A 25,473-nucleotide genomic window follows, 5' to 3' on the forward strand; every position below is an offset into this window, starting at 1 on the left:
GATGGGTGGTAAGTAATGGAGATACTTTCAACAGGAGAAAAAATAAAACGTGCTAGGATATATAAGGGGATTACCTTAAAGGAACTTTGCGGAGATAAAATATCTATATCAAAGATGAGTTGTATTGAGAATGAGAAGATAAAAGCAGAAATTGAAATCCTAGAATATGTTTCATCTAAACTCTTAATTGATGTAGATTATTTATTAAAAGATGTTAGGGAGCAGTTAATTTCTAATTTAGAATTATTGAAGGAAGGTCTTTTCTCAGATAAGGACATAGAAAGTAAGATAAAGTATAATCTGGATTTTGCTCAAGCATATAAATATTATGATCTTGCTTTTGATTTAATGCATTTATTATTTAATTATTATTTAGAAGAAGGTAAATATGAAAATATACAAATAATAGTATCCCAATATTATTTCCTTCATCAAAATAATAAAAGTTCTGAGAAAGTAATTGAGTATTATTATGATATGGCTAAATATTTCTTTAATAACAAAGAGTATATGGAAGCTTTATCATACTATTCAAGGCTTAAGGAAATTCTAAAAGAGAATGGATTAAGTGATAAGGGTGAATATGCATATGCACTTTACAGTGAGGGCTTATGCTACTATAAACTAAAAGATAATAATCAAGCTTTTGATAATATGAAAGAAGTAGTTCAATATATAGATTATGTTGAAGATAACATAAGTAAAGGGAAAATATATAATCTGCTGGCAACACTTTGTATTAAATTAAGAAAACCAGAAGCAGGAGAGTTTATAGAAAAAGCTTATGAATACCAAAAGGATAATCCAGTTTATTTAGCTTTGTCTAAAGGTAATTATGGAGAATGTTATTTCGAAATAGGTGAAAAAGAGAAGGCTAAAGCTGAGTTTAATGAAGGTTTAAATATTTTTCCTAAATTCAACAAGGTTAGATATGTTGAGTTTATGAATAATTTCATCAAGCTTTTTATAGAGAATGGTGAATATGATGAAGCTTATAAGGTTTCAGATGAATCTTTAAATTTAGCAATAGATTGTAATAATATAAGATTAATTGAGCAATCATACTACTTAAAGGGAAGTATTTTACAAAAGCAAGGTAAATATAAAGAAGCTGAAATGTACATGAATCTTTCTTTGGACTCATTATTTAAGTTTGGAAGTAAAGAGGAAAGATATAATAGATATATAGATATGGCAAATATGTATTATCATTTGGGTGATACGAGAGATGCATTAAAATATTTCTCATTAGCATTTTCATTAGAAAAAAATTTATAGAATATTTGAAAGGGAGCATATTAGGTGTACTGATTAGCTCCCTTTTGGGCAAGTATTAAAATATAAACGTTATAGAGAAGAGGAAGGAATTTGAATAAAAAGATGATGTTTTTAGTTGTGGCAGCAATGCTTATTGTGTATACATTACTGAACTATTACATAGGGATAAGAGGTTTAGAATTAGTAGGGATTTTTATTAAAGATATCAATAGGGTAATATATTGGGTTATATTTTACTTGTTTGCTTTTAGTTACATTGTTAGTAAGCTTTTAGAGAGATATATGCCTAATAAGATTTCAGGGGTGTTTAATTATTTAGGTTCCTATTATATGGCTGTACTTTTATATTCAATTATAATAATTGTAATAGTAGATTTATTTAGGCTAGTAAATTGGAAATTTCATATTTTAGGGGTAAATGATACCTTTAAAACCTATATGGGGATAGTAATAGTTTGTATATTAGCCTTTGTACTTATATATGGAACTTGGAGTGGATCAAGTACAGTAATAAATAAATATACCTTAAGTGTTGATAAAACTGCAGGTGATATGAAAAAGTTAAATATAATAATGGCTTCTGATATACATATAGGAAGTGTAGGCTATAGAAATAGAATGGAGAAATTAGTTGAATTAACTAATTCAGTTAAGCCCGATATTGTTTTATTAGCTGGAGATATTATAGATGATAGAGTAGAGCCCTTTATAGAAGGAAATGTTGGAGAATATTTTAAACAAATTGAAGCTCCATTAGGTATTTATGCGGTAACTGGTAATCACGAATATATAAGTGGAAAAGTTGACGAGTTTGTAAAAATTTTAGAAGAAAATGATGTTAAGGTTCTTAGAGATGATTACTTAGAGGTTAATGGAAGTTTTTATGTTGTTGGAAGAGATGATATTTCTGGTGGAAGTTATCAGGAAACAAAGAGAAAAGATTTAAGTAACATAACAAAGAATATAAATAAAGACTTACCTATAATAGTTATGGATCATCAGCCTAAGTATCTTCAAGAGGCTGTAGATGCAGGTGTAGATTTACAAGTATCAGGACATACTCACAGAGGACAGCTATCCCCTAGTAATCTAATAACTAAAAGATTATTTGAAATAGACTGGGGATATCTTAAAAAAGAAAATTTAAATGTTATAGTTTCATCAGGGTTTGGAACTTGGGGACCACCAATAAGGATTGGAAGTAGATCTGAATTAGTGAATATAATACTTGAATTTAAATAAAAAAAGCTTTAGCTGCATTAAGTGGCTAAAGCTTTTTTATAAAATATATAATTTAAGTCTAATTAATATCTTTTGCTAATTAAGTCAAAGGTTAATTGGAATAAACTTAACTTAGGACTAAATGAACTTAATTTAACTGATTTAAACATGTTTTTTAGTGTTTTCATAAATCCACACTCACTTTCTTACTTCTTGTCTATATTATATTTCTAATTATTATAAAAATCATTGATAGTTATGATGAATTATAGGTACAATTAAGGGGTCTTAAGTTATTTAGAATTAATAAAAAAACAAAAAAACACCTTATTTAAGGTGTTTCTGTACTTTTTTTATTAAAATAAGTTGAGCTCCATAACCTTTTAGTTTTGGTAATAGATTTAGGATTGTACTTTTATTGTTATATATAAAATTTATACCTGGAAAAGATGCTTTGTGAAGTATCTCACGTTCTTCCTTATTTAATCTATTTGGTTTTCCCATACCAAGCCAATAGTTATAAGAAGAACCTATTTTTTCATTAATCATATAAGTAGTAACTTGGTTAGCACTATTTATATTAACTATATTTAAAGAAATCTTTTTCTCAGTAGTATTTTTTATTCCTCTTCTTTTTTCTAGGGTTTCTGAGCTTATTAAATAATCAAGTTCTTCTCCATAATTATATAATAATATTTGGAATTCATCATCGCTTTTAGTCACTATATAACCATCACCTTTTTGAACTAAAACATCTCCAAGTTTACTTAGAAGATAAAAGGCATAATAAGACGGTTTTTTTATTCCCATATCATTAACTAAACCAGAAGAGCCAAAAAACACTTCGTTTGTAAGTATAACTTCTTTCTCTAAAACATCAAAAGCCCTTATAAAGTTCAGCGGAGTTTTGTAGTTTATCACTTGGTGAATAATGTAAGGTATCATATAAGCAGTATCATATATTTTATTTATTTCTAAATGATTGCCTTCATAATCATCACTAAAATAATCTAAACCAGCATCTTCTAAAATCTCAATTATAGAAGCTTTAAATGCTTTATCAAGAGAATTTTTAAACTGATATTTAGTATTAAAAAAATCTACAGTTTCGATTTCAGAGAAATATTCTATATAGCTTTTTAATGCGTTTATAAACTCTCCTTGCGATAAATCACCTTGATCTATAAGTATAAGTGCTTTAAGTTCTATATACTGCATAAATTCTAAAACTGTTTTAGTTTTATTCCAGTTGTAAAATTGACTGCCAGGGAAAATACCCATGTCTCTATCAAACAAATTAAATATTCTTCCATACTCAAAAGAGATTTCTTCTTGAAGTTCTTCTAAATTATCTTTATTTTCTTCTATAAGTAAATCAAAGGCATCTCCAACGTTTATTACCTCTTTAAACCTATGAGTCCATTCAGAAGACTCCTCATCCATATTTATATTGATTTTATGGATTTTATTTTCATAATTAAATCTATCGTAATCTTCTAAATAAGGGTATAGATATTTTAAAGAATCATTAATTTCTAATTGGGTAACTTTCTTAGCTTTTTCATAAGCTTTTTCATCTAACTTAAATCTCTTTCTGTATTGAAGAGGAGTTAGTTTATAGTAAAATTTAAAGTTTTTATTATAATATCTAGCATGAGAAAAACCCACCTCATCTGATATTTCAGAAATACTTAAATCGCTATCCAAAAGTAATTTTATTGATTCTTCTACTCTTGTAAGATTAAGAAGATCAGTAAAACTATAACCAGTAGCATTTTTTATCTCATGAGAGAGATAATCTGCACTTAAAAATTCCTTTTTAGCAATTTCCTGAAGACTTATCTTGTTATTATAATTATTGAAGATATATTTTGCTATTCTGTGATAACGCTCTAATTGTTCTTCATTTTCCCTAAGCTCTTCCTTTTCATATATTAAATAATGGAAGTTATTAATTAAGTGATACAACAAATCGATTAAGTTATCTTCAATTTCCTCATCATAATCTTCTCTTTTTTGAATTGCCTCGCAAAGAATTATTGATAAAAATATTCTAAAATCATCGTATTCTTCACTTTCTTGGGCACCTTCATCCGATGTATTTACATAGAAAAACATGTTTTCTATATCGCTATAGTACTTTTCAAAAAAGCTAGGGTCAATATGAAACATAAGAACCCTGTTATCTGGATCATCAGAATAAATTCTATGTGCCTCATCTATATTTATTATCTCAAGTTCTTTTTCTTCAATTTCATAAGTATCTGAATCTATAGTAATGTTTACTGTACCTTTAAGTACAAATATTATCTCTATAGCATTATGCCAGTGGATAGGATATTCCTTAATGGAACTGTAGGAAATAGAAACTGGCATATCTAAGGGATAACTAATGTGTTCTCTTCTCAAAATCTCACCTCATTCTCATATCTCCTAATATATATTATATCATATAATATATATTATAATAAAAAGAAAAAATACACTTTGACTTTCTTTGACCTTTGTATTATTATTTTATTAGAGTAAAAAATAAGAAAAAAGCTAAGAGGTGGTTATATGAATATTGATAAAATGACTAAAAGAGTGCAGCAAAGCTTAAATGATGCCCATGTAGCTGCTGTTAAATTTAATCATCAAAATTTAGATGTTATTCATCTATTTTATGCGCTTGTAAATGACAATGATGGATTAGTTCCTAACTTATTAGAAAAAATGAATGTAAATATCAATTTATTGAGAAATGAGTTAGAAAAAGTAATAGATAAAACGCCTAAAGTTTTAGGTAGTGGAGCGTCTACTTCAGGAGTATATGCAACAAGAAAAATAGAAGAGGTTCTTATTAAAGCAGAAGAATATGCTGATGAATTTAAGGATTCTTATATAAGTGTTGAGCATATTATGATTGGCATTATGCAGATAGAAGCTAAAGGACAAATAGGAGAAATTCTTAAGAATTTTAATATAGATAAAAATAGTTTTTTAAAGGTATTAAAAGAAATACGAGGAAGTCAAAGGGTAGAATCACAAGATCCAGAAGGAACTTATGATGCCTTATCAAAATATGGAACTAACTTAGTAGACTTAGCTAAAAAACATAAGTTAGATCCTGTAATAGGAAGAGATGAAGAAATAAGAAGAGCAGTAAGGATTTTATCTAGAAGAACAAAAAATAATCCTGTACTTATAGGCGAACCAGGTGTAGGTAAAACTGCCATAGTAGAAGGATTAGCAGATAGAATTGTTAAAGGAGATGTTCCAGAAGGATTAAAAGATAAAATAATATTCTCTCTAGATATGGGTGCATTAATTGCTGGAGCAAAATACAGAGGTGAATTCGAAGAAAGACTAAAAGCTGTCCTAAAAGAAGTTCAAACTTCTGAAGGAAGAATAATCTTATTTATAGATGAAATTCATACTATTGTAGGTGCAGGTAAAACAGAAGGGGCTATGGATGCTGGCAACTTGATTAAGCCTTTATTAGCAAGAGGAGAGCTTCATTGTATTGGAGCAACTACTTTTGATGAATATAGACAGTATATTGAAAAAGATAAGGCCTTAGAGAGAAGATTCCAACCTGTAATTATAGATGAACCTACAGTTGAAGATACTATTTCAATTCTTAGAGGATTAAAGGAAAGATTTGAAATACATCATGGAATTAGAATACATGATTCAGCTATAGTTGCAGCAGCTAAGCTATCTCATAGATATATCCAAGATAGATTTTTACCAGACAAAGCAATTGACTTAATAGATGAAGCTGGAGCTATGATAAGAAGTGAAATAGATTCTCTGCCAACAGAACTAGATATGATAAGAAGAAAGATATTTTTGTTAGAAACAGAAAAAGAGGCTTTAGGTAGAGAAAAAGATGCTGCGTCACAAGCTAGGGCAAAATCTATAGAAGATGAGCTTAAAGAATTAAAAAGTAAAAATGACGAAATGACTGCTAAATATGAAAAAGAAAAAGATCATATTACTGAAATAAGAAACTTAAAAAAAGAACTTGAGGATGTAAGAGGTAAAATTGAAAAATATGAAAGAGAATATGATTTAAATAAGGTAGCAGAATTACGATATGGATTAGTTCCGAATCTTGAAAAGAAAATAGAAGAAAAAGAAGCTCAGATGAAAGAAAACTATCAAGGTGCTTTATTAAAAGAAGAGGTTACTGAAAATGAGATTTCTGATATTGTTTCAAAGTGGACTGGAATACCTGTAACTAGATTAGTTGAAGGGGAAAAACAAAAGCTATTAAGACTTGAAGAGGAGCTTGGAACTAGAGTAGTAGGGCAAGAGGAAGCAATAAAATCAGTTACAAATGCAGTAATAAGAGCAAGGGCTGGTTTAAAAGATGAAAATAAGCCAATAGGTTCATTTATATTTTTAGGACCAACAGGTGTAGGTAAAACTGAGCTAGCTAAAACCTTAGCAAGAACTTTATTTGATTCTGAGGAGAATATAATAAGAATAGATATGTCAGAGTATATGGAGAAATATTCAGTATCTAGATTAATAGGAGCTCCTCCAGGATATGTAGGTTATGATGAAGGTGGACAGTTAACAGAAGCTGTAAGAAGAAAACCTTATTCAGTTATATTATTTGATGAAATAGAAAAGGCCCATGAGGAGGTATTTAATATATTTCTTCAAATTCTAGATGATGGAAGGCTTACAGATAATAAAGGAAAAACTGTAGATTTTAAAAACACCATAATAATAATGACATCTAATATAGGAAGTTCTTATATCCTTGAAAATGGAGAAAACATTGTAACTAAAGAAGCAAAAGAGAAAGTTATGATGGAAATGAAGGCTAGGTTTAAACCAGAGTTTTTAAATAGAGTAGATGATATAATAACATTTAATCCATTATCATCAGATAGCATAAAACATATAATAGATATCTTCTTAGAAAAGGTTAGAAACAAGTTAACTGAAAGAAATATAATTTTAGAAATTACTGATAAAGGAAAAGAGATTATAGCTAATGAAGGATATGATTCTATATATGGTGCTAGACCCCTAAAAAGATATATAGAAAATACTCTTGAAACTAATTTAGCTAGAAAGATAATAAGTGGAGAAGTATATGACGGAGTTAAGGTTGTTATTGATGGAGAAGATGATAATTTAAAGTTCACAGTAGTTTAAAGAAACAGGGTTAATTATTTTATTAAAATAATTAACCCTGTTTAAGTATGTCAGACATATAATAGAATTTTTTTGCTTTTTCCTCATTTTCTTGAAGTTCAGATATTCTCCCAATCAGATGATATATTTCCCAATTTTGATTATCTATAGTTAGCGCTTTATTTAAAACTTCTTCAGCTTTTGGGTAATCCTCTTCTTCTATGAGTTTTTTAGCCAATGTTATATAAGAATTTAAATCTTTTTTTAATGTATCTTTTCTTAATACTTCCTCTAAGACTGCCTTAACTCTTTTAGTTGTAAATGGTTTTTGTAAGTAAGCAGCAGCACCGTATTTAGTACACTCTACAGCGTTTTTAATAGTTCCAAAGGCAGTCATAACTATAATTGTCACAAAGCGATTATTTTTCTTTATTTGCTTTAATAACTCTGTTCCTGATACATTTGGTAGTTTAATATCTGTAAATATTAAATCTATATTTTCAGTGTTAAATATATTTAAAGCTTCTTCAGCATTTTTTGCCTCAAAAACAGTAAAACCCTCCATCTCCAAAAATGTTTTTAACATTTCTCTAATATTTTTTGTATCGTCTACTACTAAAATCTTTTTCATAAATTTCCTCCTGTAATTGGTATGTTTACCTCAAATATACTACCTTCTCCTAGTTTACTTTCACATGTAATAGTTCCATTATGCAATTCAACTATTTGCTTAGACAACGGAAGACCTAACCCAGTTCCATTAGAAAGTTCATTTTCTCTATAAAATTTATCAAATATTTTTGGTATACTTTCAGGACTAATTCCTATACCAAAGTCCTTTATTGTAAGAATTACAACCTTTTTTCTATATTTTAATTTTATAATAATCTCTCCATATTGAAGAGAATATTTAATTGCATTGGAAAGTAAGTTATTTATAACCCAAAAGAACTTTTCCCTATCAATATTTAATAGAGGAATATTTTTATCTTTTTCAAAAACTATCTTTATGTTTTTTGAAAGGGCAATAGTTATAAAGTTTCTTATAGAATTATTTATTATTTCAGATATGTCGGTTGCTTCTAAGTTTAAGTAATTTTGTTCATTTTCAAGTTCAGTTAATCTTAGAAGATTATCAATCATATCTAAAAGTTTCTGCGAGTCTTCTTGAAGTGTTTCAATTATTTTTCCGCTTTCTTCTTCGTTTTTTATGATACTATCTTCTTCTAACATGGAAGCTCCCATCATAATAGAAGTAAGCGGTGTTTTAAGTTCATGAGATAAAGTGCTTATAAAATCAAATTTAACATGGTCAAGTTTTTTGATTTTAGTTATATCTTGAAAATATATAATGATTCCGTTTAAATCAGAATTCATGCTTATAATTGTAGATATTGATATGTTAAAGACATATTTTTCTTCATCAAAACTCATGATCTTAGTTTTTCCTTGAACTCTTTCTTTTTTTGATTCATATATAAAATCATATAAATCTTTATTAGGGATAAAATTTAAAATGTGCTCTCCAAGTATATTTTGTTCCTCAATATTAAAATAATTTTCACATGAGTTATTTACTAAAATACATTTAAAATTACTATCTAATACTATTAAAGGGTTTGATATACTTTTAACAATTGAAAGAGATTTGTTTTTCTCTTCAACTAACTGACCTAAGGTTGAATTTTTAAATTCAACTATTTTATCGGACATATTTTTGAATTCCTTATATAATTCACCTATTTCATCTTCTGAATATACTTGTGATTCAAAGGAAAAGTTACCATCTTTAAAACTCTTTATAGCTTTATGCAAAGTGGATAAAGGAAGTAAAAGCTTATTTAAATATCTGTTTGATACTATTAGACTAAAAACAACTGTAAATAAACATATAAAAAGTAATAAATTAAATGACAAACGAATTTCTTCTTGTGCATGAGTCATTTTAATAGTGAGAGCGTTTTTATTTATATCATATAAATCTTTTAAATGATCTTTTAACTTTATGTAATTAACTTGTATTTTATCATAATAATCTGTTAAATGTACACTAACGATTTCAGAAGTTTCTTTAGAAAAAATATCATCACATGAATTTAAATAAATTCTATAACTATTATATATTTCTTTTGTTATTTCTGGCTCTCCAGTTTCTTTTGCTCTACTTATTTGAAATTCATAGCTATTAATAAAAGAATCCTCCATATTATAAAAATCCATTTTGTAGGAAGGATTTTGAGTAGCTATGTAATTTAATAAAGCTATATTTTGTTTTTCACTATAGTTTATCATATCGTTTATAGCAATTATGCTTTCAAAGTTATAAGTCATAAGTTCGTCCACAGATTTTCTTATATTAAATAATTTAAATATAGATAGAAAAATCATTAATCCATTTATTGCAATTAATGAAAATAAGAGAATTTTAAATTTATATTTTAAATTTTTCTTCAATATAACAGCTCCTTAAGGAAAGATTATTTCTATACTATTATAAGATAGAAAGATAAAATAAAAAAGGTGTTTTCCAATTGGAAAACACCTTAAAATTTATTATTGGATTGATTTTTCGTATTGTTCAACCATTCTCTTAACCATTTCTCCACCGATTGATCCGGCTTGTTTTGAAGTTAAGTCTCCGTTGTAGTCTTTTAATTGAACACCTAATTCACTTGCTACCTCATTTTTGAACTTAGAAAGTCCGTTTCTTGCCTCTGGTATTAAAGTTTTATTGTTTCTTGCCATAATAGTTTCCTCCTTTTATCCTTTATAGGATTTATAATTTTTTTGTTTTTGCTAAGCTTTATTTGCTTTGCACTATTATTGTGTGCACAGATTAAATAAATAATCTATATAACTAAAGGCAATGGAGGAAAAGTGTACATGTATACCCAAAAAACTGGAAAGTTCTTTTTAATTAATAATTTCTATTAATAATTTTTTGTTTTTAAATCTTTAAAGGAAGCTATTCCGTGTAGTGTATCAGCTTCTTTTATAGCTCTGACTATAGCTTTTTCCATAACTTTTGCAGCAAGTAAACCTACAACATTAATATCAGCTTCAATCTTATTTGTGCATAAAGAGAAGATTGTATCACCATCAAACATGGTGTGAGCTGGTCTTATAGCTCTACCAAAACCATTTTGAGCCATTGTAGCTATTTTATTAGCTTGAGCTTTATTTAATTTAGCATTTGTAACTATAGCTCCAATAGTAGTGTTACCTGAAAAAACATTTTTTTGATTATCATATTGTGAAATCATAATATTCTCTGTATTGTCTAAACTTAATTTATCATCAGCTAAAACCCCTGCTATAAAGGAGTTTTTTTCGTTATCTAAAATATCACCTAAAGCATTAACAGCGACTATTGCTCCTACTTGAAGCTCTCCAACTTGAAGAGCATAGGTTCCAAGCCCACCTTTCATAGAAAATGAAGGTCCTTTAATCTTACCTACAGTAGCACCCATACCGGCACCTATATTACCATTTATATCATCAAGATTATTTTCAGAATTTATACAAGCTTCATATCCCATATTTTTATCAGGACGAATATTAGAATTACCTATAACTAAATCAAAAAGTACAGCGCTGCAGACTATTGGAACTTTTGTAACACCTACATCAAACCCAATATTATTCTCCTCTAAATATTTCATCACACCAGCAGAAGCATCTAAACCAAAAGCACTGCCTCCAGATAAGACAACCCCATGAACCTTATCTACAAATTCAACAGGATTCAAAAGATCAGTTTCTCTAGTTCCAGGCGAGCCTCCACGTACATCTACACCACCAGAAGCACCTTCAGGACATATAATTACTGAACAACCAGTAGCAGCATCTTTATTGTGAGCGTGACCTAATTTAATACCATCTATATCATTAAATTTAATTTCAAACATATAAATCTCCTTATTACAAAGGCATCCAAGTATACATAACCTTGGATGCCATAAATTTTATATTAAGTTTATATTCTAATTTTTTTTAAGGTAGTTATTACAGGGATAGCTATTAATGCAGAAATTATAGCCTCTGGAATACCATTAATAACTCCTGTTGTTAATAATGCTTTTTCAACTGTATCAGGATTTATACCAATTGCCTCAGCAAATTTCGCTGCGTATAATATATAGGCTAGTCCTAAAACTAAGATAGTGTTAGTTAAAGTTCCAGCTAAAGCGGCAACACCTATACTAAGCTTAGGGAATTTCTTTTTAACTAAAGTATATACATAATAAGCAACTAAGCCGATTAATACTCTAGGTACTATTGCAATAATAGGATTCCAAAATAAAAATGATGTTGGAAGTGGATTTGCAAAAGCTTGATACATAGAAAATAATCCAAAACATAGTCCGACAGCAGCACCAACAAGTGGTCCTTCAATAATTGCACCTATTATTACTGGTATGTGCATGATAGTTGCTTTTACAGGTGGAATAGCTATAAAGCCAAGTCCTGTAAGTCCCATAAAGATAGTAATGCCCGTTAGCATTCCTGTTACTACAAGCTTTCTTACACTCATAGTAGTAGTTTTTCCTCTTTCCATTGATAAACCTCCGTTCTTATTCCTTTTATAGATATAATTCGGTTAAAGGAATTGAAATAAATTTAGTTCAGTTTCAAAATGAATACCGACAATTAAATTTTATCATCTTTATTCAGAAGTTCAAGAGAAAAATTGTTAAAAATTTATCTAAGTTATTATTTTTCTACTGAAACCTAGTAATTAACAGCTATAGAAGCAATAAAGAATATATATTCTGAAAATTTAAATATTATAAAATATCCTTGTTAAGTAATTGCTTTTTACATAAGGTTGGAATAAAATATTTAAGATGAATGATTTTAGTAGGTGAAAAGATGAAAGAAGAATTAGTTCCAATATATAAAAAAATAGCCTTAGACATTGCAAGTAAAATAGTAAGGGGAGAAATCCAAACAGATAAGAAAATTAGTGGGCGTTCTACCTTAGCTGGACTATACAATGTATCTCCAGAAACAATCAGAAGAGCAATAGCACTTTTGGAGGGAATGGAAGTAGTTAAAGCTAACCCAGGAAGTGGAATTCAAATATTATCAGTTACAAATGCAGAAAGGTTTATTTCTTCAAACCAAGATAGAAAGTACATATCATCAATAAGAGAAGATATAGTAGAAATAATAAATACAAGAAATGATTTAGATAGAAGATTAGAAGAAAACTTGAATGAAATATATGACTATTTAGAAAGATTTAAAAGTATATCTCCATTTTTACTTATTGAGATACCTATAAAGAATACATGTAAGTTTTTAGAAAAAAGTGTTAATGATAGTAGGTTTTGGCAAAACACTGGGGCAACAATAGTAGCCTATAGAAGAAATAAAGAAATAATAGTATCTCCTGGTCCAAATTACACCTTTATAGAAGGGGATATTATAGTAGTAATAGGAAAAGATGATGTTTTTGAAAAGGTAAATGAATTCCTGTATGAGTAAAAATAACATAGTGATGTAAGGCAAAAAAAGCTGTTAGATTTTATTGAAAAAATAAAATTTAACAGCTTTTTACATTTGGAAAGGGATATAGTGATTTGCAAAAGAAACAACTTTGTGATATCATAGAGTTGCTAGTTGGAGACAACTTACATTTACAAAAAAGTTGTCAGTTTAAAAGGGGGAAGAATATATGCTAGAATTTAAAAATGTTTCCAAAAGCTACGGGAAAACAAAAGTACTAAAGAATATAAATTTAACCATAAACACAGGCGAGTTGATGGTGCTAATTGGTCCTAGTGGATGTGGAAAAACAACTTTATTAAAGATGATTAATAAATTAATACCAACATCTGAAGGAGAAATATTGCTAAATAATACAGCAATTAAGGATATAGATACCATAGCTTTAAGAAGGAATATGGGGTACGTAATACAGCAAACTGGATTATTTCCTCATATGACAGTAGGTGAAAATATAGCTTTAGTTCCAAAGTTATTAAAATGGGATGAAGAGAAAATAAAAGCTAGAACCGAAGAGTTATTAAATTTGGTTGGATTAGAGCCACAAAAATACAGAGATAGATATCCAAGAGACTTGAGTGGTGGTCAGCAACAAAGAGTAGGAGTAGCTAGAGCCTTTGCAACAAATCCAGAAGTAATACTTATGGACGAACCATTTAGTGCACTTGACCCTATTACAAGAGCACAATTACAGGAAGAGCTTTTTAATATACAACAAGAGTTTAAAAAGACAATAGTGTTTGTTACTCATGATATGGATGAGGCAATAAAAATAGGAGATAGAATCTGCATAATGAAGGATGGAGACATACTGCAGTTAGATAAACCAGAAAATATTATTAAAAATCCAGCAGAAGGATTTGTAGAAGAGTTTATAGGAAAAAGCAGAATATGGAACAATCCTGAAATGATAAAAGCTACAGATATAATGATAGAAGAGCCTGTAGTATCTAATAAAGCAAGAACTCTATTCCAAGCGCTTGAGTTAATGAGAGGTAAAAAAGTAGATTCTCTACTACTAGTAAATAAAGAGAGAGAACTTGAAGGTATAATAACCATGAAATCCATAAGAATAAATCAAGATAAACAATTTGTGGAAGAAGTTATGGAAAAGGATATAATATCAGTATCTAAGGATGCCTCAATAATAGAGATATTAGAAACTATGAATGAAAAATCTATTGGGTATGTACCAGTAGTTGAAAATAAAAAGTTATTAGGATTAATAACTAAATCAACATTGGTATCAGTACTTTCGAATCAATATTTAGAGTAGGGGGAATATCTTATGAAGGCATTTATAGATTTTGTAATAAGTAGAAAAGATCAAATTATAAGTTTAGTAATTGAGCATATACAGCTTACTTTTATAGCAGTTCTTTTAGCTATAATAATCGGTGTACCATTAGGAATTTTTATAACTAGAAAGCGTTCTTTGGCAAAACCTATAATTGGATTTGCTAATTTAGTTCAAGCAGTACCAAGTTTAGCCCTATTAGGATTTTTAATTCCTATACTTGGAATTGGTTCTGAACCAGCTATATTAATGGTGCTACTATATTCACTTTTACCAATACTTAAAAACACCTATGCAGCAATAAATAACTTAAACAAAGATACTATGGAAGCTGCAAGAGCAATGGGAATGACAAAAACAGAAATGTTATTAAAGGTTGAATTACCACTATCACTTCCCTTAATAATGGCAGGTATAAGAATATCAGCAGTTACAGCTGTAGGGTTAATGACCATAGCAGCCTTCGTTGGAGGGGGAGGTCTTGGATACCTAGTATTCTCAGGTGTACAAACTGTTAATTCAAATATGATTTTAGCAGGTGCAATTCCAGCATGTATACTTGCTTTACTTATAGATTTCTTAATAGGTAAGATAGAAGATGTTGTTACTCCAGAAGGAATAGCTGTAGATAATACTATTAAAAATAGAAAGCTAACTAAAAAAATATTAGCTGTTACATGCGGAGTATTGACTTTAGTTATATTATTTAATTTTTCAAAAACAATGTTTGTAAATAAAGATAAAATTGTAATAGGTTCTAAAAACTTTAATGAGCAGTTAATATTAGGTAATATGGTAGCAACTCTTATTGAAGAAAATACAGATATAGAAGTAGAAAGAAAAATGAATTTGGGAGGTTCATCTATAGCATTTAATGCCTTAAAAGCTGGTGGAATTGATATGTATGTAGAATATACAGGAACAGCCTTAGTTAACATACTTGGGATGGAAAGTACAAGCGATAAGGATATAGCTTATAATACGGTTAAAGATGAATTTGAGAAGAACTATGGGTCAACTTGGCTTGAACCATTAGGTTTTAATAATACTTATACACTTGCAGTTAAACAAGAAACAGCAGATAAATATAATCTTAATTCCTTCTCTGATTTAGCTAAAGTAAGTGGTGAACTTAGGTTAGGTTCAACTATGGAATTCTTGAATAGAGAAGATGGATATTTAGGACTTCAAAAGACATATAACATGAACTTTAAAGATACAAAAGGAATAGATGGAGGTTTAAGATATACCTCTATACAATCAAATGAATCAGACGTAATAGATGCTTTCTCCACTGATGGATTACTGGAAGGCTTTAAGTTAAAAGTTTTAGAAGATGATAAAAACTTTTTCCCACCATATGATGCAGTTCCAGTTGTAAGAGAAGATACTTTAGAAAAATACCCAGAGCTAAAACCATTAATAAATAAGTTAGCAGGGGTGTTAACAGAGGAAAAAATGAGAAGTTTAAATTATAAAGTTGATGAAGAGAATATGGATCCAGATGCAGTTGCAAGAGAGTTCTTAAAAGAAAATAATTTAATTTAGATGAAAAGTTGTAGAACTAGTTATATAATAGTTCTGCAACTTTTTTTGCTTATTAAGCTATTGAATACAGCTAAAGAGCTTAGGTAATAATAAGAATAAAGAATATTAAATTAGTGAGAGGTAAATATGGACAATAAAGAAGTGTTTAATAAAATTGAAAAATATCTTTTGGAAGAAGAAAAACCATCAAATAGTCTTAATGAACTAATTGAATCTAAAGAAATAAATGACACATCATTTAGTATAATACGAGAACTAATGGATATACCTCAAGAACCTAAATATCATCCAGAGGGAAATGTGTGGAACCATGTTATGTTGGTTGTGGATGAGGCGGCTACACTTAGAAAAAAGAGTACAGATAAAAGAGCTTTTATGTGGGGAGCTTTGTTACATGATATAGGAAAGATTAAAACAACAGTCAAGAGAAAAGGGAGATGGACGTCTTATGATCATGATACAGTAGGGGCAGAGATGGTTATAAGATTATTAAGAGAAGTAGAGGATGACCAGGATTTTATAGATAAAGTTAGTAAGTTAGTAAAATATCATATGCATTATCTTTATGTTGAAAAAAATCTTCCTTTTGGGAACCCAAGAAAACTTGTTGAAGAAACTTCTGTAGAAGAAATTGCTTTATTATCCTATGCAGATAGATGCGGTAGAGGAAACCTATCAAGGAAAGATAGAGAAGAAACTAAAGAGGCTATAGACAGATTTAGAGACAAACTAAACAACATGTGGAGTTTATGTTAATATATTAAATTATAAAACAAGCATTTACATATAAAGTTATAAGATGTATAATGTACCAAAATAGAATAATTTTTTGCTAGGGGTGCCTTTTGGCTGAGAGGAATTGATATTCTAACTCTAAGAACCTGACGTGGTTAGTACCACCGTAGGGAAGCAGATTTATAAGTGTATACACATAGTATCTACTTTTAGAAAACTTTAGGCTTCCTTCGGGAAGTCTTTTTTTTATGATAATTTGACCAGTTGACAGGTCAAGTAGTCAACCGGTCAGGTTCAAGATATATAAATAAAGTTAGGGGAGGTGATAAAATGCAGGTTAATGGAAAAGAATACGCGCTTAAAGAGAGTAGAAGTTTAGTTGAATTACTTAGAGAGCTTAAGGTTGATCCAAATAGAATTGTAGTAGAAATTAATTATGAAATAGTTAATAGGGAAGACATTGAAGGCAGATTATTAAATGAAGATGATTCTATAGAAATAATTAGTTTTATGGGCGGAGGCTCAAAATAAAATTATTAAATGAGGAGTTTTAGAATGGATAAGTTAGTTATAGCAGGTAAAGAATTAGATAGCAGATTATTAATTGGAACAGGAAAATATTCATCAAACAAACTGATACCAGAAGTAGTTAAAGCATCAGGTGCAGAGGTTATTACATTAGCTATAAGAAGAGTAGATTTTGATAACAAAGAGGAAAACATACTAGAACATATTCCTAAAGATATGGTATTGCTTCCTAATACTTCAGGAGCAAGAAATGCTGAAGAGGCAATAAGAATAGCCAGGATAGCTAAGGCTATGGGATGTGGAAATTGGATAAAAATCGAAGTTATATCAGATTCAAAATATTTAATGCCAGACAACTTTGAAACCTTAAAGGCAACAGAAGTTTTAGCTAAAGAGGGATTTGTAGTTTTACCATACATGAATCCAGATATATATTTCGGAAAAATGATGATTGAAGCAGGAGCTGCAGCTGTAATGCCTCTAGGTGCACCAATAGGATCAAATAGAGGCATTAAAACAAAAGAAATAATAAAAATAATGATAGAAGAAATAAATGCCCCAATTATAGTAGATGCTGGTATAGGGAAGCCATCTCATGCAGCAGAAGCAATGGAAATGGGAGCGGCAGCTTGTTTAGTTAATACAGGAATAGCTTCATCAGATGATCCAGTACTTATGGGAGAAGCTTTTAAATTGGCTATAAAAGCAGGCAGATTATCCTACTTAGCTGGAGCTGGAAACGTATCAGATTTTGCAAAGGCATCATCTCCATTAACAGGATTTTTAAAGGTAGGCGATAGAAATGAATAACTATAGTAGTTATGAAGAGGTAGTAGATAGCTATAAAGATTTTGATTTTGATGAATACTTTTCTAAGGTGACTATAGAAGATGTTAGAAAAAGTATTTATAAAGATAATTTATCACCAAAGGATCTTTTAAATCTTCTTTCACCAAAGGCTGTAGAAGTTTTAGAAGAAATAGCTCAAAGAGCTAATAAATTGACTAAACAGTATTTTGGAGGGGCAGTTTTACTTTACACTCCTTTATATTTAGCTAACTACTGTGTTAATTTATGTGCTTACTGTGGATATAGTGCTAAAAACAAAATAAAAAGAAGAAAGCTAACTATGGAAGAAATAGAGGTTGAAGCTAAAGCGATATCAAGTCAAGGGTTTAAGCATATATTGATTCTTACTGGGGAAAGCGAGTACCATAATCCAACTGAATATATAGTAGAGGCTACAAAGAGTTTAAAGAAATACTTCCCGTCTGTATCTATAGAAATATATCCAATGAATGAAGAGAGTTACAGAAAAGTAGTGGAAGCAGGAGTAGATGGACTTACTGTTTATCAAGAGGTTTATAATAAAGAAATTTATAAAAAGGTGCATATAAAAGGACCTAAAAGTAATTACAGCTTTAGAATAGATGCTCCAGAAAGAGGGGCAAAAGCAGGCATGAGAACTTTAGGAATAGGTGCACTGCTTGGGCTAGAGGACTTTAGAAAAGAAGCGTTTTTTACAGGGTTACACGGAGATTATTTACTTAAAAAATATCCGGAGGTAGACATAGCTTATTCCTTTCCTAGGATAAGACCTTGTGTTGGAGGATATGATGATATTCTTCCTTTAAGTGATATGGACTTAGTACAAGCCATATTAGCCATGAGAATATTTAAACCTACAGCTTCTTTAAATATATCTACAAGAGAAAGTGGAGAACTAAGGGAACACTTAATACCTTTAGGGGTTAATAAGATATCAGCAGGAGTTTCTACTCATGTTGGAGGACATTCCTCTGATGTAGAAGTTGGGGAAGAACAGTTTGAGATATCGGATGGAAGATCTGCAGTAGAAATAAAAAATATGCTTATAAATAAAGGTTATCAGCCAATATTTAAGGATTGGGAAACTATATAAATATATTGAGAGAAGATGCTTAAATTATGAAAATATATTTAATAACTAATAGAAAACTCGTAAGTAATGAAGAGGAGTTCTTACAAGTAATTAAAGAATGTTCAGAAAATGGAGTAGATAATATAATACTAAGAGAAAAAGATTTAGGTTTTGATGATTTAGTTAAACTAGGGAATAAGGTTAAAGAAGTTATAGATGAAAATAAGACAAAACTTATCTTAAACTCAAATATAAAGGGTGGAATAAAACTTAAGGCTTACGGAATACAGCTACCATTTCAAGTGTTTATGGAGCAGGATAATAAGCTGATTTATAGTTTTAAAGAAGTAGGTGTTTCAGTTCATAGTTTAGAAGAGGCTATTGAAGCTGATAAAAAAGGGGCTAGTTATGTTTTGGTTTCTCATATATTTAACACTGAATGTAAAAAGGGATTAGAACCAAAAGGAGTAGACTTTATTAGTAAGGTTAAAAAAGAGGTTTCTTGTAAAGTTGTAGCTTTAGGAGGAATATTGCCAAGCAATGTTAAAGAAGTTAAAGACACAGGGTGTGAGGGAATAGCTGTAATGAGTACCTTGATGAGAAGTAAAGATATAAAAAGTACTTTAAAAGAATATAGAGTATAGATACAAAACAACCTGGAATTGTTAATAAAACTAACAATCCTAGGTTGTTTTGTTTAAGAATTCTAAATAAAATAGGCTGTGATTATTTTTTAATACCAAACATATTTCTTAAAAAATACACTTTCCTAAAAACTTCATAAGTAATCATTGTTAATATAAAGCTTCCTAAAATTATAAAAATAACTTGTGCAGAGATTGATGTAAATAATTTTAGTGAGTAATAACCTACTAATATTACATAAGATTGATGAAAAATATAAATAGGAAAAGAAGCTTTAGAAAAATACTTAGTAATGTTATTTGAGAAATTTAAATAATGTTTTCCCATACCGATAATTGCGAGTATTCCAATCCAAGCAATAATTCTAATAAAAACATCATGAAATATTCCAATATTAACCTTCCAAAGGTATATAATTAATAGATTTAATGTTGTTAATATAATAAAGCTTATAAATAAAATAAACCTATTGTTTTCAAGTTTTTCTTGAATAATATCCTCAGATAATACCATATACCCTAACATAAATAGAGCAAAAAATTCTCCTATACTTTTACCACCTATATCTAAGATTAGTGACATAAATAAAGGAAATATAAAGAGAGGAATCAATCTAATAACTGATAGATTAGTAATCTTCAATTTAATATTACTTTTATCATATTTAGTCACAATAGGAATAGCTAAAAGTGAAATGATGAATAAATAGAAAACAAACCATAAATGAGCAGGAGTAAAACCTCCAGTATATCCTGATAAATCATTTAGCTTTGTAAAAAACAATATATATTGATAAAAATAACTTCCTATATATCCATTATGAAATTTCTCAGCAAAAAAGGTTTGAATAGGAACTAGAAATAAAATTCCATAAAGAAGAGGATTTAATAATTTTGCTCTTCTTTCATTTATAAACTCTTTAGGAGTTCTTTTCTTAAGTGCATAGTTAGAACTTATTCCCGCTATAACAAATAATAAAGGCATAAACCAAGGAGAAGTACCTTGGATAAAGGCACTTAAAATAGATACACCAGAACTTTTAACATAAAAGTTCTCACCCCAATTATTATAAATCATGAAAGTGTGATAAGGAAAAAGTAATAGAATACTTATCCATCTTATATTATCTAAAAAGTATTTTCTCATGTATTTCCTCCTTGTTACTTATCTAAAAATCTTCCCATTATTATAGTGTTATGATATTTTCCATCCTTATGTATACGGTCATTTATAAGCGATCCTTCTCTAGTAAAACCAAATTTTTTATACATTTGAATTGCTTTTTCATTTGATTCAACAACAGTTAGAGTGATTTTCTTAACTTCTGAAGAGTCCATACATTTAAGCATATTTTCTATTAATATTTTACCTATCCCATAACTCCAGTAATCTTTTAATATACATATTCCAAACTCAGCTTTATGCTTAAACCTTGATAAGGTATTACCAGCGCATCTTAAAAATCCTACAATTTGTCCTTCAACTTCTGCAAGTAGAAATAAACTTGTATTAGAAGCGTTATCTTCATCAATTATTTTTTCAAAGTCATCTTTAGTAAGTAAGTTTTCACCCGCTTCTCTATCCAGGTATTCAGTTTCGCCATCTATTTTAACTCTTAAAGTTGATAGCTTTTCGGCGTCTGATTTACTTGGACAACGAAGAGTCCAGGTAAGATTCTTGTGAATAATTAATTTATTTTCTATAAACATTAGTAGCCCCCTAAATTATTAGAAAATGTTGTCGAGTTTATCAGAATAGAATGATATGGCTTTTTTATAATTTTTTATATTTTCATCAGAAGAAGTTTCAGCCAAGTTTTCTAATAAAATTCTCATAGCTTCTGAATGTTCATTTAAATTATATAAAGTCATAGAGTAAAAGATTTGAATACTTCTGTCATGAGGGAATTTATCTAAACCGATCTTAAGAATAGCTTTAGATTTTTCATACTCTCCTATAGTTCTATAGGTACTGCCTAAACCTAAAATTGCGCCTTGTAAATCTTCCCCATCAAGACCAAGTGATATGGCATTTTCGTAATATTTTACAGCTTCTTTTTCTAGTTCTAAAACATCGAAGCTCCAAGCACATTGATAATTTATAGTAGGATTATCTGGGTGTGAATTAACAAGAAGAATTAAAAGTTCATTTGACTCTTGAAGTTTACCTTGTCTTCTTAATTCAATTGCAATATCTAAATCTATCATATGCATCATACCTTTCTATGACTATAACTCAGCAAATATCTCATGAATATTTCCATCAGGATCTGCAAATAAAGCTGTTCTTTGATTCCAAGGCATATTTTCAGGCTCATGGATGGGTGTTGCGCCAAGAGAGATTAATTTCTTAAAAGACTCATCAACATCATTAGGATTATCACATGGAAACGCTAATTCAAAAGATTGGCCAGTAGCTTTCTCTTTATATTTGCTACTATGACTAAACATAACATCTCTAGTACAAATAGCAAATCTTGCACCTGGATTTTCAAATTCTACATAGCTATCAAGTTCATTTTTAATTTTAAAACCAAGAACTTCGTTGTAAAACTTTTTCATTTCTTTAAAATTATCTGCCCAAATTGTAATAAGATTAATTTCCGATTTCATAACAGACCTCCTTATACTAATTAATATACAAATTATATCATATATCAAAAGAATATAAGAATATATCTATATAAGAATATAACTATATATAGTTTTCATGCGGGTTAGAGCATATTTATCTAGTTTTTTAGTAAATCTGTTGAGAAAATTTTGGTAGAATGATATAAGTGGCTATGACAATTTCGTATATAGGGTAAAAGGAGGGGATAGTGTGGAGGATAAGGAAATAGTCCAAAAGATTATTGAAAAAGACCCTAAAGCTATAGAAGATTTAATAAATAAATATGGGAAACTAATTTTTGGTGTAATTAATAAGGTTCTAAACTCTTCTAATGAAAGATGGGAGATTGAAGAATGTTTTAATGATATTCTTATGACTTTGTGGAAGAATATGTATCTTTATAAAGAGGAAAAAGGTAAACTTATTAACTTTATTATTTCAGTTGCTAAGTTTAAAGCTATAGATTATAAAAGAAAGATTCAGAAAAAAATAATGTTATTGAACTTAAAGAAGAGATATTAAGGAAAGAAGAGTTTCAAGATGAGATTGATATAAATGATCAAGAGGGATTTTATAACTTAATAAAAGAGTTAAAGGAAAAGGATAAAGAGATATTTATAAGAAGATATCTTTTAGATGAATCTATGGAAAAGATATCAAAAGACTTAAATCTTTCTAAGGAATATATTTATAACAAGTTATCCAGAGGAAGAAAGAAAATCAAAGAAAGATTGGAGGGGATTTAGATGTTAGAAGCGGAACTAATAAATGAACTTAATGGAATAGAATATAGCAATGAAGAAATAGATGATTATTTAAATTGGGCAGAAATAAGTGAAGATGAGCTTAATAAAATAAGTGGAGATATACAGACTAAACTTGCTAGAAGAGCGCTTAGAGAATGTGGTGAATTTATTGAAAGCACTATGGAAAAAGATGAATATACAGAAGCTGTAATAAAGGGAACTGATAGAGATGCTATAGTGTACTCTGCTTTTTTAGGTATGTTTATGCCAGGAGCCTTCTTGCTTTCAGGTGACTATTCTTTTGGATATATTATGTTTATTACTAATAAAAGATTAATAGTAGTAAATTCTAATTACTTTAACAAAGCTTTGGGAACTAGAATTTATACAAGGGAAGAAATAAAAAATATAAGATTTAAAAGAGTTTTGGATAGATCAAAGAAAGGTTTGATTAAAAATTTCTTAAAGAATATAATTACAACTCCTGGAGGATTTGTTTCTGTGCTATTTAGTATAGGGGTATTCTCAGATAGATTTTTTAGTTTATATGATTTTGAAGTAGATTTTTATGCAAAGCTTGTTATTAAGTTGGCAGCTGTTATAGCTTTAATAATAAGTGGAATAGAACCAGACTTAGAAACCGAAGCTATAATTACTATGAAAGATGGAAAAAAATATGATTTTCTTGTAAGAAACGCAAATTATAAAGAGATTTTACGATACCTTAAAAAACTTTCTAACAATATAAGAATGTAGAATGTTTATAAATAAAAAACACTTGTATTCTATGAGGGGACAGGGTATAATTTTTTTAACGTAATTGTTATATCATGTAAACTTGGGGTGATTAAATGTTATTTAAAAGTACAAGAGGATTAGAAAGTAATTTATCCTCGTCAGAGGCTATATTAAAAGGAATTGCAAGGGATGGAGGGCTATTTGTTCCTGAGAGTTTTCCAGAGGTTTATTCAAAGTTAAAGGGGAAAACAAATTATAATTATGAAGAATTAGCTGAACTAATTATAGGGCAATATTTTACTGACATTTCGAGTGAAGATTTAAAAGAGGCTATTAAAGATGCGTATACTGGTAGATTTAATGTTGAAGTTAAAAATGGATTTTTAGAATTATATCATGGGCCAACTTCTGCTTTTAAGGATGCAGCACTTTTGTTTCTTCCTCAAATAATGAAAAGAGCTAAAAAAGTAATCAATTTTAGTAAGGATATAGTAATTTTAACTGCTACATCAGGAGATACTGGTAAAGCTGCTTTAGAAGGATTTAAGGATGTAGACGGGTTTAAAGTAGTTGTATATTATCCAAAAGATGGAGTCTCAGAGGTTCAAGAAAAGCAAATGAGAACTCAAAAAGGGGATAATGTTTATGTAGTAGCTATAGAAGGTAACTTTGATGATGCACAAAGAGGAGTAAAAACTATATTCAGTAATAGTGGATTAAAGGAAGAACTAGATATAAATAATATAGCACTTTCTTCTGCAAATTCTATAAATATAGGCAGACTAGTACCACAAATAGTTTATTACTTTTATGGGTATTTTAAACTTATAGAGCAGGGCGAGATAAAAGAAGGAGAAAAAATTAATGTAGTTGTACCTACAGGAAACTTCGGAAATATTTTAGCTGCTTACTATGGAAAACAGATGGGACTTCCTATAGATAAGTTTATATGTGCATCTAATGAAAATAACGTGTTAACTGACTTCTTTAAGGAAGGGATTTATGATAAAAATAGGGAACTTGTATTAACAGAATCTCCTTCAATGGATATTTTAGTGTCTTCAAATCTTGAGAGACTTTTGTTTGAAATAGCTGATAGAGATAGCAGCTTAGTTAAAAGCTTGATGGATTCGCTGCAGAAGGATGGAAAGTATTCTATAACTAATTCTATGGAAGAAAAGCTAAAAGATTTTTATGGAGATTTTTCTGATATAGAAGAGGTATATGAAGTTATAAAAGATGTTTATGAAAAAGAAAACTATCTAATGGACACACATACAGCAGTTGCTTATAGTGTTTATAAAAAATACGCACAAAAAACAGGTGACGATAAAAAAGTATTAATTGCATCAACTGCAAGTCCATTTAAGTTTAATAGAAGTATAATCAATGCATTAGGAATAGATGCTGGGAATAAGGATGATTTAGAATTATTAAATACTTTATCAGAAAAAACCTCACTAGAGATACCAATGGCTTTAAAGGAATTAAAAGACCTTCCTGTAGTGCATAACTTAGAGTGTGATGCTGATAAGATGGAAGATATCCTTAAGAAGATATTAAAAGTAGGTGAGTAG

25 protein-coding genes and 1 riboswitch are annotated in these 25,473 nt (G+C 29.1%); of the genes, 15 read left to right on the forward strand and 10 right to left on the reverse strand.

The annotated features are described in order from the left end of the window. Positions 1-15: 15 nt before the first annotated feature. Together P8F83_RS01320 and P8F83_RS01325 are read left to right on the forward strand one after the other, a co-directional pair. Entirely contained in the window at positions 16-1,278 is a 1,263-nt protein-coding gene (locus tag P8F83_RS01320; RefSeq protein WP_326513116.1) for a tetratricopeptide repeat protein, read from the forward strand. 90 nt (positions 1,279-1,368) lie between these two features. Next, positions 1,369-2,520, forward strand: a complete 1,152-nt coding sequence (locus tag P8F83_RS01325; RefSeq protein ID WP_326513117.1) for a metallophosphoesterase — start codon at positions 1,369-1,371, stop codon at positions 2,518-2,520. Between the two features lie 306 nt (positions 2,521-2,826). Here the strand turns inward: P8F83_RS01325 and P8F83_RS01330 are convergent, their stop codons facing one another. Beyond that, positions 2,827-4,908, reverse strand: coding sequence for a helix-turn-helix domain-containing protein (locus P8F83_RS01330; RefSeq protein ID WP_326513118.1), 2,082 nt, complete (start codon positions 4,906-4,908; stop codon positions 2,827-2,829). A 150-nt stretch (positions 4,909-5,058) separates the two neighbouring features. Here P8F83_RS01330 and clpB point away from each other — a divergent pair, with 150 nt between their 5' ends. Continuing rightward, positions 5,059-7,656 carry an ATP-dependent chaperone ClpB gene (clpB, locus tag P8F83_RS01335; protein ID WP_326513119.1) on the forward strand — a complete coding sequence of 866 codons (2,598 nt, stop codon included), beginning with the start codon at positions 5,059-5,061 and terminating at the stop codon, positions 7,654-7,656. 31 nt (positions 7,657-7,687) lie between these two features. Here the strand turns inward: clpB and P8F83_RS01340 are convergent, their stop codons facing one another. From P8F83_RS01340 to P8F83_RS01360, 5 genes are all read right to left on the reverse strand, one after another. Further along, positions 7,688-8,266: a response regulator gene (locus tag P8F83_RS01340; RefSeq protein ID WP_073017945.1), complete on the reverse strand. Its 579-nt coding sequence runs from the start codon at positions 8,264-8,266 to the stop codon at positions 7,688-7,690. Beyond that, a complete protein-coding gene (locus P8F83_RS01345; protein WP_326513120.1) occupies positions 8,263-10,089 on the reverse strand; it encodes a sensor histidine kinase in 1,827 nt (608 codons plus the stop codon). The genes P8F83_RS01340 and P8F83_RS01345 overlap by 4 nt, the downstream gene beginning before the upstream one ends. 99 nt (positions 10,090-10,188) lie before the next feature. After that, positions 10,189-10,380 carry an alpha/beta-type small acid-soluble spore protein gene (locus P8F83_RS01350; protein ID WP_073017941.1) on the reverse strand — a complete coding sequence of 64 codons (192 nt, stop codon included), beginning with the start codon at positions 10,378-10,380 and terminating at the stop codon, positions 10,189-10,191. A gap of 185 nt (positions 10,381-10,565) precedes the next feature. Then, positions 10,566-11,543, reverse strand: coding sequence for a P1 family peptidase (locus P8F83_RS01355; protein ID WP_326513121.1), 978 nt, complete (start codon positions 11,541-11,543; stop codon positions 10,566-10,568). 68 nt (positions 11,544-11,611) lie between these two features. Beyond that, positions 11,612-12,193 (reverse strand): ECF transporter S component, encoded by a 582-nt coding sequence (locus tag P8F83_RS01360; protein ID WP_326513122.1) that lies wholly within the window; start codon positions 12,191-12,193, stop codon positions 11,612-11,614. A 293-nt stretch (positions 12,194-12,486) separates the two neighbouring features. On the opposite strand from P8F83_RS01360, the gene P8F83_RS01365 reads away from it, so the two are divergent. The 8 genes from P8F83_RS01365 (at position 12,487) to P8F83_RS01400 (ending at position 19,798) form a co-directional block, all read left to right on the forward strand. After that, positions 12,487-13,125: a GntR family transcriptional regulator gene (locus P8F83_RS01365; RefSeq protein WP_326513123.1), complete on the forward strand. Its 639-nt coding sequence runs from the start codon at positions 12,487-12,489 to the stop codon at positions 13,123-13,125. 190 nt (positions 13,126-13,315) lie between these two features. Continuing rightward, the gene (locus tag P8F83_RS01370; RefSeq protein WP_326513124.1) at positions 13,316-14,422 is read left to right on the forward strand and encodes an ABC transporter ATP-binding protein; all 1,107 of its coding nucleotides are present in this window, start codon (positions 13,316-13,318) and stop codon (positions 14,420-14,422) included. Between the two features lie 12 nt (positions 14,423-14,434). Continuing rightward, positions 14,435-15,991, forward strand: coding sequence for an ABC transporter permease/substrate-binding protein (locus tag P8F83_RS01375; protein ID WP_326513125.1), 1,557 nt, complete (start codon positions 14,435-14,437; stop codon positions 15,989-15,991). Positions 15,992-16,117: 126 nt separating this feature from the next. Beyond that, entirely contained in the window at positions 16,118-16,747 is a 630-nt protein-coding gene (locus P8F83_RS01380; RefSeq protein WP_326513126.1) for an HD domain-containing protein, read from the forward strand. A 68-nt stretch (positions 16,748-16,815) separates the two neighbouring features. Continuing rightward, a riboswitch (TPP riboswitch) is annotated at positions 16,816-16,916 on the forward strand. A gap of 140 nt (positions 16,917-17,056) precedes the next feature. Continuing rightward, a complete protein-coding gene (thiS, locus tag P8F83_RS01385) occupies positions 17,057-17,257 on the forward strand; it encodes a sulfur carrier protein ThiS (protein ID WP_326513127.1) in 201 nt (66 codons plus the stop codon). A gap of 24 nt (positions 17,258-17,281) precedes the next feature. Then, the gene (locus tag P8F83_RS01390) at positions 17,282-18,064 is read left to right on the forward strand and encodes a thiazole synthase (RefSeq protein WP_326513128.1); all 783 of its coding nucleotides are present in this window, start codon (positions 17,282-17,284) and stop codon (positions 18,062-18,064) included. After that, complete coding sequence (thiH, locus tag P8F83_RS01395) at positions 18,057-19,175, forward strand: 2-iminoacetate synthase ThiH (RefSeq protein ID WP_326513129.1); 1,119 nt, start codon at positions 18,057-18,059, stop codon at positions 19,173-19,175. Before P8F83_RS01390 ends, thiH begins: the two co-directional genes overlap by 8 nt. Before the next feature lie 26 nt (positions 19,176-19,201). Beyond that, a complete protein-coding gene (locus P8F83_RS01400) occupies positions 19,202-19,798 on the forward strand; it encodes a thiamine phosphate synthase (RefSeq protein ID WP_326513130.1) in 597 nt (198 codons plus the stop codon). 82 nt (positions 19,799-19,880) lie between these two features. On the opposite strand, the gene P8F83_RS01405 is transcribed toward P8F83_RS01400, so the two are convergent. The 4 genes from P8F83_RS01405 to P8F83_RS01420 are packed head-to-tail and all read right to left on the reverse strand — an operon-like array spanning position 19,881 to position 22,411. After that, positions 19,881-20,945, reverse strand: coding sequence for an acyltransferase family protein (locus tag P8F83_RS01405; RefSeq protein ID WP_326513131.1), 1,065 nt, complete (start codon positions 20,943-20,945; stop codon positions 19,881-19,883). A 14-nt stretch (positions 20,946-20,959) separates the two neighbouring features. Further along, positions 20,960-21,508, reverse strand: a complete 549-nt coding sequence (locus P8F83_RS01410) for a GNAT family N-acetyltransferase (protein ID WP_326513132.1) — start codon at positions 21,506-21,508, stop codon at positions 20,960-20,962. An 18-nt stretch (positions 21,509-21,526) separates the two neighbouring features. Then, the gene (locus tag P8F83_RS01415; RefSeq protein ID WP_326513133.1) at positions 21,527-22,006 is read right to left on the reverse strand and encodes a tetratricopeptide repeat protein; all 480 of its coding nucleotides are present in this window, start codon (positions 22,004-22,006) and stop codon (positions 21,527-21,529) included. A gap of 21 nt (positions 22,007-22,027) precedes the next feature. Continuing rightward, the gene (locus tag P8F83_RS01420) at positions 22,028-22,411 is read right to left on the reverse strand and encodes a VOC family protein (protein ID WP_326513134.1); all 384 of its coding nucleotides are present in this window, start codon (positions 22,409-22,411) and stop codon (positions 22,028-22,030) included. 211 nt (positions 22,412-22,622) lie between these two features. On the opposite strand from P8F83_RS01420, the gene P8F83_RS01425 reads away from it, so the two are divergent. From P8F83_RS01425 to thrC, 4 genes are all read left to right on the forward strand, one after another. After that, entirely contained in the window at positions 22,623-22,934 is a 312-nt protein-coding gene (locus tag P8F83_RS01425; RefSeq protein WP_326513135.1) for a sigma factor, read from the forward strand. 59 nt (positions 22,935-22,993) lie between these two features. Further along, positions 22,994-23,158 (forward strand): sigma factor-like helix-turn-helix DNA-binding protein, encoded by a 165-nt coding sequence (locus P8F83_RS01430; RefSeq protein WP_326514809.1) that lies wholly within the window; start codon positions 22,994-22,996, stop codon positions 23,156-23,158. After that, positions 23,159-23,914, forward strand: coding sequence for a hypothetical protein (locus P8F83_RS01435; protein WP_326513136.1), 756 nt, complete (start codon positions 23,159-23,161; stop codon positions 23,912-23,914). It begins immediately after the preceding gene. A 95-nt stretch (positions 23,915-24,009) separates the two neighbouring features. Continuing rightward, positions 24,010-25,473, forward strand: a complete 1,464-nt coding sequence (gene thrC, locus P8F83_RS01440; RefSeq protein ID WP_326513137.1) for a threonine synthase — start codon at positions 24,010-24,012, stop codon at positions 25,471-25,473.

Origin of the sequence: Clostridium intestinale (assembly GCF_035905475.1) — a bacterium.
Lineage (GTDB): Bacteria > Bacillota > Clostridia > Clostridiales > Clostridiaceae > Clostridium_T > Clostridium_T intestinale.

What these genes read in the sequence shown, in the direction of transcription:
- clpB (WP_326513119.1), top strand. Translation starts at nt 5,059, where the DNA reads ATGAATATTGATAAAATGACTAAAAGAGTGCAGCAAAGCTTAAATGAT.
- P8F83_RS01435 (WP_326513136.1), top strand. Translation starts at nt 23,159, where the DNA reads ATGTTAGAAGCGGAACTAATAAATGAACTTAATGGAATAGAATATAGC.
- P8F83_RS01340 (WP_073017945.1), bottom strand. Translation starts at nt 8,266, where the DNA reads ATGAAAAAGATTTTAGTAGTAGACGATACAAAAAATATTAGAGAAATG.
- thrC (WP_326513137.1), top strand. Translation starts at nt 24,010, where the DNA reads ATGTTATTTAAAAGTACAAGAGGATTAGAAAGTAATTTATCCTCGTCA.
- P8F83_RS01350 (WP_073017941.1), bottom strand. Translation starts at nt 10,380, where the DNA reads ATGGCAAGAAACAATAAAACTTTAATACCAGAGGCAAGAAACGGACTT.
- P8F83_RS01380 (WP_326513126.1), top strand. Translation starts at nt 16,118, where the DNA reads ATGGACAATAAAGAAGTGTTTAATAAAATTGAAAAATATCTTTTGGAA.
- P8F83_RS01420 (WP_326513134.1), bottom strand. Translation starts at nt 22,411, where the DNA reads ATGAAATCGGAAATTAATCTTATTACAATTTGGGCAGATAATTTTAAA.
- P8F83_RS01365 (WP_326513123.1), top strand. Translation starts at nt 12,487, where the DNA reads ATGATTTTAGTAGGTGAAAAGATGAAAGAAGAATTAGTTCCAATATAT.
- P8F83_RS01390 (WP_326513128.1), top strand. Translation starts at nt 17,282, where the DNA reads ATGGATAAGTTAGTTATAGCAGGTAAAGAATTAGATAGCAGATTATTA.
- P8F83_RS01410 (WP_326513132.1), bottom strand. Translation starts at nt 21,508, where the DNA reads ATGTTTATAGAAAATAAATTAATTATTCACAAGAATCTTACCTGGACT.
- P8F83_RS01415 (WP_326513133.1), bottom strand. Translation starts at nt 22,006, where the DNA reads ATGATAGATTTAGATATTGCAATTGAATTAAGAAGACAAGGTAAACTT.
- P8F83_RS01375 (WP_326513125.1), top strand. Translation starts at nt 14,435, where the DNA reads ATGAAGGCATTTATAGATTTTGTAATAAGTAGAAAAGATCAAATTATA.
- P8F83_RS01370 (WP_326513124.1), top strand. Translation starts at nt 13,316, where the DNA reads ATGCTAGAATTTAAAAATGTTTCCAAAAGCTACGGGAAAACAAAAGTA.
- thiH (WP_326513129.1), top strand. Translation starts at nt 18,057, where the DNA reads ATGAATAACTATAGTAGTTATGAAGAGGTAGTAGATAGCTATAAAGAT.
- P8F83_RS01320 (WP_326513116.1), top strand. Translation starts at nt 16, where the DNA reads ATGGAGATACTTTCAACAGGAGAAAAAATAAAACGTGCTAGGATATAT.
- P8F83_RS01355 (WP_326513121.1), bottom strand. Translation starts at nt 11,543, where the DNA reads ATGTTTGAAATTAAATTTAATGATATAGATGGTATTAAATTAGGTCAC.
- P8F83_RS01405 (WP_326513131.1), bottom strand. Translation starts at nt 20,945, where the DNA reads ATGAGAAAATACTTTTTAGATAATATAAGATGGATAAGTATTCTATTA.
- P8F83_RS01360 (WP_326513122.1), bottom strand. Translation starts at nt 12,193, where the DNA reads ATGGAAAGAGGAAAAACTACTACTATGAGTGTAAGAAAGCTTGTAGTA.
- thiS (WP_326513127.1), top strand. Translation starts at nt 17,057, where the DNA reads ATGCAGGTTAATGGAAAAGAATACGCGCTTAAAGAGAGTAGAAGTTTA.
- P8F83_RS01400 (WP_326513130.1), top strand. Translation starts at nt 19,202, where the DNA reads ATGAAAATATATTTAATAACTAATAGAAAACTCGTAAGTAATGAAGAG.